Genomic DNA, 12,597 nt, shown 5'->3' with positions numbered 1-12,597 from the left:
GGAGGGGCCGCCGATCCGCCTGGCCGACCCGGCCGCACCGGACCACGCCGGCATGACGAAGACCGCCCGGACCAACCTGACCAACCCTGCCGGGCCGGGCCGGCGTGCCGGAACGCTCAGTCATAGATCGCCTCCACCAGCCACTGCCCCGCCTCGACGGCCAGCAGCAGGGCGGCGCCGTCGGCGAGGCAGACCTGGAATCGGGCCCGGCGCCGGGCCTCGGCCGGCGCCCACCAGCGCTCGTCGACGGGCCATGGGCCGGCCCAGCCGACGATCTCGGCCGGCTGGCCCGTGCCGACGGTCAGCCGGGCCGGGGCGGCGTTCAGCTGGAGCCGCGCGCTGACCACGACCGGCTCGCCGGCGTCGTCGTGCACGGTGGCGGCGAGTGGTTGGGGCAGCACCACGGCCGGTGCGGGCGGCGGAAGCTGGCCCGGCCACGGCGGTTCAACCCGCCCCGCCGACCGGGGCGACCGCGCCGCCCGGCCCGACCCCCCTCGGCCCGCTTGCGCCCCCTGACCCGACGCCCCCGACTGAGCCAACGATCCCGACTGACCGGGCAATGCCGGCCGGCCCGACGACGCCGACTGGTCGGGCACGCCCGACGACACCGGCCCACCCGGCGGCACCGGGCCGGCCAGCGACATCGGCTGCCCGGGCCGGGCGGGGAGTCGCTCGTCCCCCCAGGGCACCAGGCGCACCTGGTCGGCCGGGGATCGTCCACCGCCGAGCACCGCGGTGACCACCGCCTCGGGGCCGAGGATGCCCTGCACCCGGCTCAACGCCCGGTGTGCCCGCTCGCGCTCCTCGCCGGCCTCCCCCCAGAGGCCGGGTTGCAGGCCGGCCTGGGCGATCACCCCGTCTGGGACCAGCCGCAGCCGGATGATGCCGGCCGTTGGCCGGGCCGCTCGGCCGCCGGCCCGGCCGTTGCTGCCGGAGAGCCACCCGTCGAGCTGCCAGCGCACCCGGTCGGCGATGGCCGCGGCGGTGAGCAGGCCGTCGTGCCGCCAGACCCGGTGCAGCTCCTGCCCGTGCGCGGTGACCGCCTCGATGCCGAGCCGGGTGCAGGCCAACCCGTGCCCGGCGAGCCGGTCGTGCAGCTGTTCGGCCAGCGCGCGGGCGGCGAAGGCCGCGGCGTCGACCCGGTCGAGCGGCTCGTCGTACCCGGCGGTGACCGCCAGGTCGACCGGGGGCTGGCGGACGGCGAGCGGGCGGTGGTCCCGCCCCGCGGCGAGCCGGTGGGCCAGCGCGCCGTCGAAGCCGAACCGGGCCAGCACGTCCCCGGCCGGCAGCGCGGCGAAGTCGGCCAGGGTGCGTACGCCGAGCCGGCGCAGCAGGTCGGCCAGCGCCGGGCGGCCGAGTGCCTCGACCGGCAACGCGGCGAGGAACTCCGGCGTGCCACCGGGCGGGACCACCCGACCGCTGCGCGCGGCCAGCCCGGCGGCGAACACCCCGTCGGCGATGCCGACCTGGCTCTCCACCGCGCAGGTCTGCGCGACGTGCTCGACGATCCGCTCGGCCGCCACCTCCTCCCCACCGAGGTAGCGGGCCGGGCCGCGGGCCGCCACCGCGCAGGAGCCGGGGCGGACCACCTCCACCCCGGCGACCAGTTCCTCGACCGCGGCGACCACCGGCTCGAACGCCCGGGCGTCCCGCCCCGGGTCGTGGTCGACGACGGTGAGCTGCGGGCACCGTCCCTGCGCCTCCCGCCGGCGCAGCCCGCGGCGCACCCCCTCGGCGCGGGCCCGCTCGGAGCAGGCGACCACCCGGTTGGCGTGCAGCACCGCCACCGGATCGGTGGCCGGCACCCCCTCGACGATCTCGGCGGCGAGCACCGGCCAGTCCGGGCACCAGAGCAGCAGGGTCCGCACCGGCCCGGCACCCCCAGGCCGAGCCGACGACGCACCGGACCGGTCGGTGCGCGACGGCGACGCACCGGGCTGGTCAGCGCGAGCCGGCAACCCACCGGACCGGTCGATGCGGGCCGGCAACCCACCGGACCGGTCAGCGCGGGCCGACGGCCCACCGGGCTGGTCGGGATGCGCCGGAGCGGCGTCGCTCATGCCGGACCGACCAGGGTGAGCGTGCCGCACCGCCCGACGGGGTCGGACGGGCCCGACGGCACCGGGCGGAGCCGGCCGGCGGCCGACCGGCCGGTGACGGAGGCGACGGAGGTGGCCACCGGTCGCGGGATGACCCGGGTGAGCCCGTCACCGGGCAGCCAGACCTTGACCTCCTTGGGGCGGGCGGCCGCCCCGCGCCCGCGCGCCGAGACGGTGACCTCCCGGCGGCGCAGCCGCCCGCGGCCCGGCCCGAGCCCTTCCCACACCCCCCGGACCACCTGCAACGTCACGTCCGCGCCGTCCCACCGGCCGTACGGGACGAGCACGCTGCCCCGCTGGCGGGCCCGGGCGGCCAGCCGGTTGGCGACCGAGGCGGAGACCGCGGCCGGCACGGCGGTGACCACGACGTCCACCCCGTCGATCAGCGCGGCGACGACGGTGGCCCACTCCGGACCCGGGTTGGGCACCAGAGCGAGCCGGTCCAGGGCGATGCCGTACTCGGCGGCCGCCCCCGCACCGAACGTCGGCACCCCGACCACGGCACACCACGAGCCGGCCCGGGACGCCTCGGCGAGCAGCGCCAGGACCAGGGAGGTGCCGCCACTGCGTCGGGGCTGGCCGGTGGCGACCGCGACGGTGCTGCCGCGGCGCAACCCCCGGTTGGGCAGCAGGCCGGTCAGTTCCGGGGCCACCGGCAGCACCCGGTGGCCGCCCGCCGGGTCCGGCGCGCTCGCCGGACGGACCAGGCCGGCCAGTGCGGCGGAACCGACCACCATGCGGCCCGCCATCGGACCTACCCCCCGTCGTGCTGTTCGGATCAGATGTGCGCGTGGGCGCCCCGGCCGCCCGGCTCCCCCCGCCGGGCGGTCGGGGTGTCACAGGTGTCAGGCGGCCAGACCGTCGAGCGCCGGCTGGTGGGCCACGCCGAGCGCGGTCTCCACCACCGTGACGAACTGCTCGGCGGCGCGCAGCAGGTCGTCGGCCTCCCGGGCGGTCACCACCCGGGGGATGCCGGCCTCGGCGGCGGCCCGCTTGCCGGCGCCGGCGGCGAAGAACCGGGCCCACTCGTCGAGCTCGGGGGCGACCCCGGAGAGCAGGACCCAGACGCTGGTGATCCGGTTGCGCCGGGCCGGTGCCGGGCGGGCCCGGGCGCCGAGCAGGGCGGCGGCGGCACGCAGGGCGGCCAGGTGGGCGGCCGCGTAACGGAGGCCGTCGGGACGGGTCCGGGCGGCCTCGGCGAGCCCCTGGCGGGCCACCGCGAGAAGCTGGGCGGGAGTGCGGTGCGGCAGCACGTGCGCCGGCACCGTCGGTGCCTGAGCCGGGTTGGTCGGCATGGGACTGTCTCCTCCACGTGGCCGGGTCGCCACCCCACCGCGACGGACGGACCGCCGGCGGGGCGCCGGATCGAGTGGTGCGGAGGAAGACGCACCGGATGGGGGCCGGCCGGGTGTGGACGCTTCCCCACACCACACCCGGCCGGCGTACCGGCGGGTTCGTCGCCCGCCGCCCGGGGGTCGTGGGCGGCGGGCGACGCTCCTGCCTGACGGGACCGGGCTCGCGACTGCCCGGAACCCAGGTGCGGCCCGCGGAGCCGCACCGCCCGGAGCCGGCGCCGCGAAACACCGCCCCGGGCTGGTTGGAACGAGCGTACGAGGCAATCGAACACTCGTTCTAACTACTGCTGACAGTACACCCTCCCTCCGACGAAAATGCAACGTGTGACGCGCGGCCGGTCGCGGACCGGCCCGGCGTACCGGGAAGAATGGCGGGCATGCAGTCACACCCGAACGTACGGGCGGTGCAGGACGCGCTCGACGCCGCCGACGCGCGGAACGGCTCCGGCGCGCCCAGCGTGGTCCGCCTGCTGCCCGAGGCGGTGCACACCGCCGCGGCCGCCGCCGAGGCGCTCGGCGTCGGCGTCGGCCAGATCGCCAACTCGCTGATCTTCGAGGCGGACGGCGAGCCGCTGCTGGTGCTCACCTCCGGCGCGCACCGGGTGGACACCGCCGGGCTGGCCGCCGGCATCGGGGTCACCCGGCTGCGCCGGGCCACCCCCGACTTCGTCCGCACGCACACCGGGCAGGTGATCGGCGGAGTGGCCCCGCTGGGCCACCCGAAGCCGCTGCGCACCCTGGTGGACACCGCCCTGGCGGGGTACGACGAGATCTGGGCCGCCGGCGGGGTGCCGCAGGCGGTCTTCCCCACCACGTACCGGGAACTGCTCCGGATCACCGCCGGCGCCCCGGCCGAGGTGGCGTGAGCGACCCCGCGCACGCCGTACCGGGCCTGGTCACCCTGCACGTGTGGCGGACCTCCCGGCCCGCGCTGCCCCGGGCGCTGGCCCGGATGGCGCTCGACCCGCGCCGGCTGCGCGTCGTGCCGGGCGTACGGTTCGGCAAGCTCCTCGGCACCGGGACCGGCACCGGCTTCGGCCCGGGTGACGCCGACCTGACCCGGTGGGCGGCGCTGGCGGTGTGGGACTCCCCCGCCGCGGCGGCCGGCTTCGACGCCTCGCCGGTGGGCCGGGCCTGGTCCCGGATCGCCCGCTCCGCCGTCCGGCTCGACCTGCGCCCGCTGACCAGCCGGGGCGAGTGGTCCGGCCGCCGGCCGTTCGGCGAGCCGCCCGGCGGCCGCGCCGACGGCCCGGTGCTGGCGCTGACCCGGGCCCGGCTGCGGCCCCGCCGGGCGGTCACCTTCTGGCGGGCGGTCCCGCCGGTGGCCGCCGCCCTGCACGCCGCGCCCGGCCTGCTCGCCCGGTTCGGCGTCGGCGAGGCCCCGGTGGGCTGGCAGGGCACGGTGAGCGTGTGGCGTGACCCGGCGGACCTGGTGGCGTTCGCGTACCGTCACCCGGAGCACCGCGCCGCGATCATGCGGACCCCCACCGAGGGGTGGTACGCGGAGGAGCTCTTCGCGCGGTTCGCGGTGTGCGACGTGGTCGGTGACCGGACGGTGCTGGGATGGGTCGCGGACGGCGACGCGGAGACGGCGAAGGGCGCGCGGGCATGAGGTTGGTGCGGTGGACACCGGACGATCTCGTCCGGCGGCTGGACGACGTGGTGGCCGTCTACGGCGAGGCGATGGGCTACCGCACCGACCTGCTGGAGGCCCGCCGCGGCTACATCGCCACCCACGTCCGCCGCCCCGGCTTCCGGGCCGTGGCCAGCCTGACCACCGAGGGGCACCTGGCCGGCTTCGGCTACGGCTACCTCGGCGCCCCCGGGCAGTGGTGGCACGACCAGGTCTGGCGGGCGCTGGACCCGGCCACCCGGCAGCGCTGGCTGGCCGACTGCTTCGAGGTGGTCGAGCTGCACGTCCGGCCGCCCGCGCAGGGGCACGGCCTGGGCGCGGGGCAACTGCGCGCCCTGCTCACCATGGCCGAGGGGGCCACCACCCTGCTGTCCACCCCGGAGGCCGACGAGCAGCGGTCGCGGGCCTGGCGGCTGTACCGCCGGTTCGGGTTCGTCGACATCCTGCGCGACTTCCACTTCCCCGGCGACGAGCGCCCGTTCGGCGTGCTCGGCCGGGACCTCCCCCTCCCGCCTCCCGGCCCGGCGCCGGCCCCGCCGCGCTCCTCCGCGCAGGCCCCGCCCGGCCCGGCCGCGTCGTGAACCGGCAGCGGGCCTGCTGGGCGCTGCTGGCCGTGCTGGTGCTCGCGCAGATCTGCTACCCGCTGACCACCGGCACGACCCGGGCCCGGCTGACCGTGGCCACCGTCGGCCTCGGCTGGCTGCTCTCGGTCGGCCACGCGCTGCTCAACCGGGGTGCGCGTACCGCCGTGGCGCTGGTGGCGGTGGCCACCGGCGGCGGGTTCGCCATCGAGGCGCTCGGGGTGGCCACCGGCTTCCCGTTCGGCAGCTACGACTACTCCGGCCAGTTGGGCCCGAAGCTGGCCGGAGTGCCGCTGGTCATTCCGCTGGCGTGGACCTGGATGGCCTGGCCGGCCTGGCTGACCGCGGTCCGGCTCACCACGCCGCCCGACCCCGTGGGCCCGGCCGGCGACCACCACCCCGGGTCACCGGTCGCGCTCGCCGTCCGGCGGATCGCGCTGGCCGCGCTCGGGCTGGCCACCTGGGACCTCTTCCTCGACCCGCAGATGGTGGCCGAGGGCCACTGGGTCTGGCGCGACGCCACCCCGGCGCTGCCCGGCCTGCCCGGCGTCCCGGTCAGCAACTACCTCGGCTGGCTGCTCTTCGCGGTGCTGCTGATGACCGCGCTGCGCCCGCTGGCCGGGTCGGCGGTGGCCGGCACCGACCGGCGGGACCACCCGATGTTCGCGCTCTACCTGTGGACGTACGGCTCCAGCATGCTGGCCCACGCGATCTTCCTCGACCTGCCCGCCTCCGCGCTGTGGGGCGCGGCCGGCATGTCGGTGACCGCGGTGCCGCTCGCGCTGACGCTGCTGCGGACCCGCCGCGCCGACCGGCCGGCGTCCCACCCGCCCCGGCGCGCCGACGCCGACGCACCGGCATGAGCGAGCGCATCAGCGAACTCAGCGCCGCCATGCCTCAGGCCGGCACGCAGCGCAGCGGAGTGCCGGCATGAGCGGCGTGCTCGTCCTGCTGCTCGGCGTCGCCGTGCTGACCGCGCACACGCTGGTCAACGCCGGCCGCTGGCTGCGCCGCCCGGCCGTACCGCCGGCCCCGGTGGACGAGCCGGTCGCGGTGCTGCTGCCGCTGCGCGACGAGGCCGCCCGGGTCACCCCGTGCCTGCGCGCGCTGCTCGCCCAGCGCGGCGTGCCGGGGCTGCGCGTCGTGGTGCTCGACGACGGGTCCACCGACGGCACCGCCGAGGTGGTCCGGGCGGTGGCCGGCGACGACCCGCGGGTCACCCTGCTGCGCGGAGCCGCCCCGCCGCCGGGCTGGCTGGGCAAGCCGTATGCCTGCTGGCAGTTGGCCAGCCGGGCCGACCCGGCGGCCACCGCGCTGGTCTTCGTCGACGCCGACGTGGTGCTCGCCCCGGACGCGGTGGCGGCGGCGGTCACCGAACTGCGCGCCGCCCGGCTGGCGCTGCTGTCGCCGTACCCGAGGATCCTGGTGGTCACGGCGGCGGACCGGCTGGTCCAGCCGCTGCTGCAGTGGCTGTGGCTGACCTTCCTGCCGCTGCGCGCGATGGAGCGCTCACCGCGGCCGTCGCTTGCCGCGGCCGGCGGGCAGTTCCTGGTGCTGGACCGGGCCGGCTACGAACGGGCCGGCGGGCACGTCGCGGTGGCCGACAAGGTCCTGGAGGACGTCGAGCTGGCCCGGGCGGTCAAGCGGGCCGGCGGCCGGATCGCCCTGGCCGACGGCTCGCGGCTGGCCACCTGCCGGATGTACGACAACTGGCCGCAGCTGCGCGACGGCTACACCAAGTCGCTCTGGGCCTCGTTCGGCCACCCGGTGGCGGCGGCCGTGGTGGTGGCGCTGCTGCTCCTGCTCTACACCGCGCCGCCGCTGCTGGCGGTGGGCGCGCTCGCCGCCGGGGCGGCGCCGGTGGCGGCCGCCGCCGCGGCGGCGTACCTGCTCGGGGTGGCCGGACGGGCGATCAGCGCCCGGGCGACCGGCGGCCGGTGGTGGCCCGACTCGCTGGCACACCCCGTGTCGGTCGTGGTCCTCGGTTGGCTGACCCTGCGGTCGTACCATCTGCGGAAGCGGCGCCGGCTGACCTGGCGGGGCCGCCCGGTCACCTAGGAGGCGGCATGGCGCGGATCGTGGTCGTCGGCGCCGGAGTCGGCGGGCTGGCCACCGCCGCGCGGCTGGCCGTCACCGGGCACCAGGTCACCGTCTTCGAACGGGCCGACACGGTGGGCGGCAAGCTCGGCCGGTACCTGCACGACACGCCGGCCGGCCCGTTCCACTTCGACACCGGACCCAGCCTGCTCACCCTGCCCGAGGTCTTCCACGACCTGTTCGAGGCGACCGGGGCGAAGCTCGACGAGTACCTCGACCTCACGCCGCTGGACCCGATCGTCCGGCACGTCTTCCCCGGCGGCCCGGCGCTGGACTCGTGCGCCGACCCGGCCGAGTTCGCCGCCCGGATCGGCGCCGCGCTCGGCGACCGGGCCGCGGCCGACTGGCAGCGGCTGTGGCGCCGGGCCGGCCGGGTCTGGCAGGCCTCCCACCAGGACATCCTGCGCCGCCCGGTCGGCTCCCCGCGGGACCTGGCCGCGCTGGCCTGGCGGCTCGGCGACCTGACCGCGATCGCCCCCGGCCGGAGCCTGCGCGGGCTGGGCCGTCGCCACCTGTCCGACCCTCGGCTGCGGATGCTGCTGGACCGGTACGCCACGTACACCGGCGCCGACCCGCGCCGGGCCCCGGCCGCGCTGGTCGCCGTACCCTACGCCGAGCTGGCCTTCGGCGGCTGGTACCTGCGCGGCGGGCTGGGCACCCTCGCCGACGCGCTGCTGACCCGCTGCCTGGACCTCGGCGTGGTGGTGCAGACCGGCGCCGAGGTCACCCGGATCGACGCCGCCGGAGGCCGGGTGACCGGGGTACGCCTCGCCGGCGTCGCCACGCCGGTCCCGGCCGACGTGGTGGTGGCCAACGCCGACGCGCTCACCGTCTACCGGGACCTGCTGCCCAGCCCGCGCCGGCTGGCCGGGCTCGCCGACCGCAGCCTGGCCGGCTTCGTGCTGCTGCTCGGGGTCACCGGCGAGTCCGGCCTGGCCCACCACACCGTGTTCTTCCCGCGCGACTACGACGCCGAGTTCGACGCGGTCTTCGGTGACCCGGGGCGCGGGGTGCGCGCCCGCCCGGCACCCGACCCGACGGTGTTCGTCACCGTCGCCGACGACCCACTGGTCCGGCCGGCCGGGCACGAGGCCTGGTTCGTGCTGGTCAACGCGCCCCGGCAGGGCACCGCCGCCGGCGCCGTGGACTGGCGGCGGCCCGGGCTGGCCGAGGCGTACGCCGACCGGATCCTGGACGTGCTGGCCGAGCGCGGCGTTGACGTGCGCGACCGGCTGCTGTTCCGCCAGATCCGTACCCCGGCCGACCTGGACACCGCGACCGGCGCGCCCGGCGGGTCGATCTACGGTACGGCCGGCGGGCTGCTCCGCCCGGCCAACCGCGGCCCGGTACGCGGGCTGTGGCTGGTCGGCGGTTCCAGCCACCCCGGCGGCGGCCTGCCGATGGTCACCCTCTCCGCGCAGATCGTCGCCGACGAGATCGGCCCCGCCTGGTGACCGGGCCGCACCCGCTGCCGGTCATCGCGGGGCCGCGGCCCGGTCCGGCGGCCGCTCCGCGTCGAGCAGGGCGCGGCGGACGGCGGAGAGGAGCTGACCCAGGCCGAAGGCGGCCAGCAGCACCCAGACGGCGGTGGCCATGGTGATGGTGCCGGCGGCGAGGTCCGGCTCGATCAGCCCGGTCAGCCCGGCCAGCAGCAGCCCGGCCAGGGCCACCGAGACCCGGGTGGGGCGCTCCCCCACGGTCACCGCGCCGATCTCCCGCATGCCCGCGGCGACCGCCCGGGCCCGGACGTACTCGTGCAGCCAGGACAGCGCGCCGGCCGTGGCCACCAACGCGCCCGGCGCGCCGACCAGCCAGAACGCGACCAGCCAGGCGACCTCACCGAGCCGGTCGGCGAGCGAGTCGTAGACGTAGCCGAGCCGGGTGGTCCGGCCGGTGGCCACCGCCACCGCGCCGTCGACGCTGTCCGCCACCGCGGCGAGCAGCACGAACAACGCCCCGAGGAACGGCCCGTCCCCCGGGCGTACCGCGAACACCGGCACGAGGACGCAGAGCAGCACGCCGGCCGCCGTCACCGGGGTCGGGCCGATCCGGAGCCGGCCGAGCACGTACCCGACGTGGTAGGCGAACCGCAGCCAGGCGCGCACCACCGGAGCCGCCACCCGGGGATCGAACCCGCCGTGCAGCCGGGCCCAGGCGGTCGCGTAGTCGTCCCACTTCAGCAGCTGTGTGCCCACCACAGATCAACCGTCGCACCGCGGCCGAGGTGTCGCGGCCCGTACGCTCACACCCGCGCGCCCACCTGGAGGTTCTGCCAGACCTCGCGGGTGGCCGTGGAGCGGTTGAGGGTGATGAAGTGGATCCCCGGCACGCCCTCGTCGAGCAGCCGCCGGCACATCTCGCTGGCCTGCTCGATGCCGAGCCGGCGCACCGCCTCCGGATCGTCGGCGACCCGCTCGAACCGTTCGGCCAGGGCCGGCGGGAACGGCGCCCCGGACAGCTGCACCGACCGCTCGATGGTGCTCATCTGGGTCACCGGCATCACGCCGGCCAGGATCGGGGTGTCGCAGCCGGCGGCCGCCACCCGGTCACGCAGCCGCAGGTAGTCGTCGGCGTCGAAGAACATCTGGGTGATCGCGAACTCGGCACCGGCCCGACATTTGCGGACGAAGTGCTCGGTGTCGCTGGCCACGTCGGGCGACCGGGGGTGCTTGTACGGGAAGGCGGCCACCCCGACGCTGAAGTCACCGGACTCGCGGACCAGGCGGACCAGCTCCTCGGCGTAGAGCACGCCCTCGGGGTGGCGGACCCACTCGCCGCCGGGGTTGCCCGGCGGGTCGCCCCGCACCGCCAGCACGTTGCGCACGCCGACCCCGGCGAGCCGGCCGATCACGTGCCGCAGCTCGGCGACGGAGTGGTTGACCGCGGTGAGGTGGGCCATCGGCAGCAGGGTGGTCTCGGTGGCGATCCGCTCGGTGACCGCGACCGTGGTGTCCCGGGTCGACCCGCCCGCGCCGTAGGTGATCGAGACGAACGAGGGCCGCAACGGCTCCAGCTCGCGGATCGCCTGCCAGAGCAGCCGCTCGCCCTGCTCGGTCTTCGGTGGGAAGAACTCGAAGGAGAAGGTCGGCTGGCGGTCACGGATCAGCTCCCCGATCGCCGGCTGCGACTGGGGAAGGACGGAGGGAAGACCGAGCGCCACGCCCCGACTCTAGCGGGCGGCGCCGGTCGCACCCACGCCCTTCCCACCCCGTCGGACACCGGGCCACCCCCGATGACACCGTGATCGGGCCGGCGGGCGCCGGAGAGCGTCGTACCCGCGGGGTAGGAACGGGGTCAGCGCGGGTGGGCCGGCCGGGGCCGGCCGCACCGGGGGGCGCGCGGGGGTCGAGATCCGATCGGTGGCGCACGGTCCCGCCCGGCGGGGCGCGCCGCCGCCGTGCCGACGCCCGTCCGGAGGACCCATGACCCCGTTCCCGCCCGGCCCGCGGCTGCTCGGGCCGCTGCTCGCCCAGCTCCGGCTGGCCCGGGGCTGGAGCCAGCCACGGCTGGCCGCCGAGCTCTGCGCGGCCGCCGGCGTGCCGACGCTGAGCCGGCACGAGGTCTCCCGGTGGGAACGCCAGCTGCGGGTGCCCGGCGACTTCTGGCTCGGCTGGCTCGCCGTCGTGCTGGGCGCGCCGGTCGAGCTGCTGCGCTCCGCCGCGACCCGGTCCCGGGCGCTGGGCGCCCCGCCGGCCGTGCCCGGTGCCGGCGCCCGGTCCCGGGCCGCGCTGCTCGCGCTGGCCCAGCGGTGGCTGGCCGACCCGCAGGCCCCGCTCCTGGTCGGCGCGCCGGCCGGGCTGGCGGTCGGCGCGCCACCCGGGCCCGCCGAATCCGACCCGCCGGACCGGGACCGGCGGCCGCCCGACGAACTGCGCCGGCTCGACGACCTGTGCGGCGGGGCCGACCTGGCCGGGTTGGCGGCCGGCCGGATGCGGCGGGCGGTCCGGGCGCTGTCCGGTGCGGCCCCGGTGGCCCGCCGCCGGCTGCTGCCGGTGTTGGCCGAGTCCGCCCAGCTGGCCGGTTGGCTCGCCGCCGACGCCGGGGACCCGGTGGGCGGGCTGGACGCCTACCGCCTGGCGCTGCGGGCCGCCACGGCGGCCGGGGACGTGGCGCTCGCCGGGCACGTGCTCGGCTCCGCCAGCCACCTGCTGGCCGGCCTCGGCGACCCGGCCGGCGCGCTGGTGCTGGCCCACACCGGGTACGCCGGGGTGCGCCGGCACGCCACGCCGGGCCTGCGGGCGCTGCTGCTGCACCGGGTGGCGCTGGCGGCTGCGCTCGACGGGCGGGCCACCGCGGCCCGGCAGGCGCTCGACGGGGCGCGGCGCGCGGGCGGCGACCCGCCGGAACCGGGCCGGGAGCCGTCCTGGCTCTACTGGCTCGACGGCGTCGAACTGGCGGCGATGACCGGGCGCACGCTGGTCGCGTTGGGCCACCCCGGCCCGGCCGAGGCGCCGCTGGTCGCCGCTCGGCGGCGCGGGCACCCGCGCGGCGCGGCGATCTACGGCGGCTGGCTGGCCCGGGGCTACCTGCAACTCGGCGAGGTCGAGCGGGCCGGCGCGGTGGCCGGCGAGGCGCTGCTCGACGCGGTCCGCGCCGGCTCGCCGCGGGCGCTCGGCCCGCTGTCCGAGCTGCGCCGCCGGCTCGCCGGGCACCCGCACGAGCCGGCCGCACGGCGGTACACGGCGCTCGTCGCGGCGGCCGGGCCGTACCTGCCCCGCGCGCCGGCGGCACCGCCGGGCCGGGCCCGCTCGGGCGCGCCACCGGGTCGCGGCAGGGTCGTCACGGCGAGTCGGATACCCACGGGTACGGCGGCGCGGGGGCGGACCGGCTAG

The 12,597-nt window shown here is 78.1% G+C and carries 12 protein-coding genes; 7 read left to right on the top strand and 5 right to left on the bottom strand.

The genetic code is table 11. The features are described 5' to 3' along the window. Window positions 1–116: 116 nt before the first annotated feature. From GA0070609_RS05210 to GA0070609_RS05200, 3 genes are all read right to left on the bottom strand, one after another. Window positions 117–1,868 (bottom strand): DNA polymerase Y family protein, encoded by a 1,752-nt coding sequence (locus GA0070609_RS05210; protein ID WP_088992738.1) that lies wholly within the window; start codon window positions 1,866–1,868, stop codon window positions 117–119. 188 nt (window positions 1,869–2,056) lie between these two features. Next, the gene (locus tag GA0070609_RS05205; protein WP_088992737.1) at window positions 2,057–2,848 is read right to left on the bottom strand and encodes a hypothetical protein; all 792 of its coding nucleotides are present in this window, start codon (window positions 2,846–2,848) and stop codon (window positions 2,057–2,059) included. Between the two features lie 96 nt (window positions 2,849–2,944). After that, on the bottom strand, window positions 2,945–3,394 hold the full coding sequence (locus GA0070609_RS05200; RefSeq protein ID WP_088992736.1) for an SAV_6107 family HEPN domain-containing protein: 450 nt from the start codon (window positions 3,392–3,394) through the stop codon (window positions 2,945–2,947). A gap of 437 nt (window positions 3,395–3,831) precedes the next feature. Here GA0070609_RS05200 and GA0070609_RS05195 point away from each other — a divergent pair, with 437 nt between their 5' ends. From GA0070609_RS05195 to GA0070609_RS05170, 6 genes are all read left to right on the top strand, one after another. Beyond that, window positions 3,832–4,320, top strand: coding sequence for a YbaK/EbsC family protein (locus GA0070609_RS05195; RefSeq protein ID WP_088997510.1), 489 nt, complete (start codon window positions 3,832–3,834; stop codon window positions 4,318–4,320). Next, window positions 4,317–5,066, top strand: a complete 750-nt coding sequence (locus GA0070609_RS05190) for a monooxygenase (protein WP_088992735.1) — start codon at window positions 4,317–4,319, stop codon at window positions 5,064–5,066. The genes GA0070609_RS05195 and GA0070609_RS05190 overlap by 4 nt, the downstream gene beginning before the upstream one ends. Then, on the top strand, window positions 5,063–5,668 hold the full coding sequence (locus GA0070609_RS05185) for a GNAT family N-acetyltransferase (RefSeq protein WP_088992734.1): 606 nt from the start codon (window positions 5,063–5,065) through the stop codon (window positions 5,666–5,668). The genes GA0070609_RS05190 and GA0070609_RS05185 overlap by 4 nt, the downstream gene beginning before the upstream one ends. After that, entirely contained in the window at window positions 5,665–6,531 is an 867-nt protein-coding gene (locus GA0070609_RS05180; protein WP_088992733.1) for a carotenoid biosynthesis protein, read from the top strand. Before GA0070609_RS05185 ends, GA0070609_RS05180 begins: the two co-directional genes overlap by 4 nt. 67 nt (window positions 6,532–6,598) lie before the next feature. Next, window positions 6,599–7,726, top strand: coding sequence for a glycosyltransferase (locus GA0070609_RS05175; protein WP_088992732.1), 1,128 nt, complete (start codon window positions 6,599–6,601; stop codon window positions 7,724–7,726). A gap of 8 nt (window positions 7,727–7,734) precedes the next feature. After that, complete coding sequence (locus GA0070609_RS05170) at window positions 7,735–9,219, top strand: phytoene desaturase family protein (protein WP_088992731.1); 1,485 nt, start codon at window positions 7,735–7,737, stop codon at window positions 9,217–9,219. A 21-nt stretch (window positions 9,220–9,240) separates the two neighbouring features. Here the strand turns inward: GA0070609_RS05170 and GA0070609_RS05165 are convergent, their stop codons facing one another. Beyond that, window positions 9,241–9,963 carry a CDP-alcohol phosphatidyltransferase family protein gene (locus GA0070609_RS05165; RefSeq protein ID WP_088992730.1) on the bottom strand — a complete coding sequence of 241 codons (723 nt, stop codon included), beginning with the start codon at window positions 9,961–9,963 and terminating at the stop codon, window positions 9,241–9,243. A 44-nt stretch (window positions 9,964–10,007) separates the two neighbouring features. After that, complete coding sequence (gene metF / locus GA0070609_RS05160; RefSeq protein ID WP_088992729.1) at window positions 10,008–10,925, bottom strand: methylenetetrahydrofolate reductase [NAD(P)H]; 918 nt, start codon at window positions 10,923–10,925, stop codon at window positions 10,008–10,010. Window positions 10,926–11,187: 262 nt separating this feature from the next. On the opposite strand from metF, the gene GA0070609_RS05155 reads away from it, so the two are divergent. Continuing rightward, window positions 11,188–12,597: a helix-turn-helix domain-containing protein gene (locus GA0070609_RS05155; RefSeq protein WP_231928539.1), complete on the top strand. Its 1,410-nt coding sequence runs from the start codon at window positions 11,188–11,190 to the stop codon at window positions 12,595–12,597.

Source organism: Micromonospora echinaurantiaca (genome assembly GCF_900090235.1).
Classification (GTDB): Bacteria; Actinomycetota; Actinomycetes; order Mycobacteriales; family Micromonosporaceae; genus Micromonospora; species Micromonospora echinaurantiaca.
The sequence above is the reverse complement of the archived record's forward strand: the minus strand, read 5'-3'. Positions and strand labels throughout refer to the sequence as shown.

What these genes read in the sequence shown, in the direction of transcription:
- GA0070609_RS05205 (WP_088992737.1), bottom strand. Translation starts at nt 2,848, where the DNA reads ATGGCGGGCCGCATGGTGGTCGGTTCCGCCGCACTGGCCGGCCTGGTC.
- GA0070609_RS05200 (WP_088992736.1), bottom strand. Translation starts at nt 3,394, where the DNA reads ATGCCGACCAACCCGGCTCAGGCACCGACGGTGCCGGCGCACGTGCTG.
- GA0070609_RS05195 (WP_088997510.1), top strand. Translation starts at nt 3,832, where the DNA reads ATGCAGTCACACCCGAACGTACGGGCGGTGCAGGACGCGCTCGACGCC.
- GA0070609_RS05185 (WP_088992734.1), top strand. Translation starts at nt 5,063, where the DNA reads ATGAGGTTGGTGCGGTGGACACCGGACGATCTCGTCCGGCGGCTGGAC.
- GA0070609_RS05175 (WP_088992732.1), top strand. Translation starts at nt 6,599, where the DNA reads ATGAGCGGCGTGCTCGTCCTGCTGCTCGGCGTCGCCGTGCTGACCGCG.
- GA0070609_RS05170 (WP_088992731.1), top strand. Translation starts at nt 7,735, where the DNA reads ATGGCGCGGATCGTGGTCGTCGGCGCCGGAGTCGGCGGGCTGGCCACC.
- GA0070609_RS05155 (WP_231928539.1), top strand. Translation starts at nt 11,188, where the DNA reads ATGACCCCGTTCCCGCCCGGCCCGCGGCTGCTCGGGCCGCTGCTCGCC.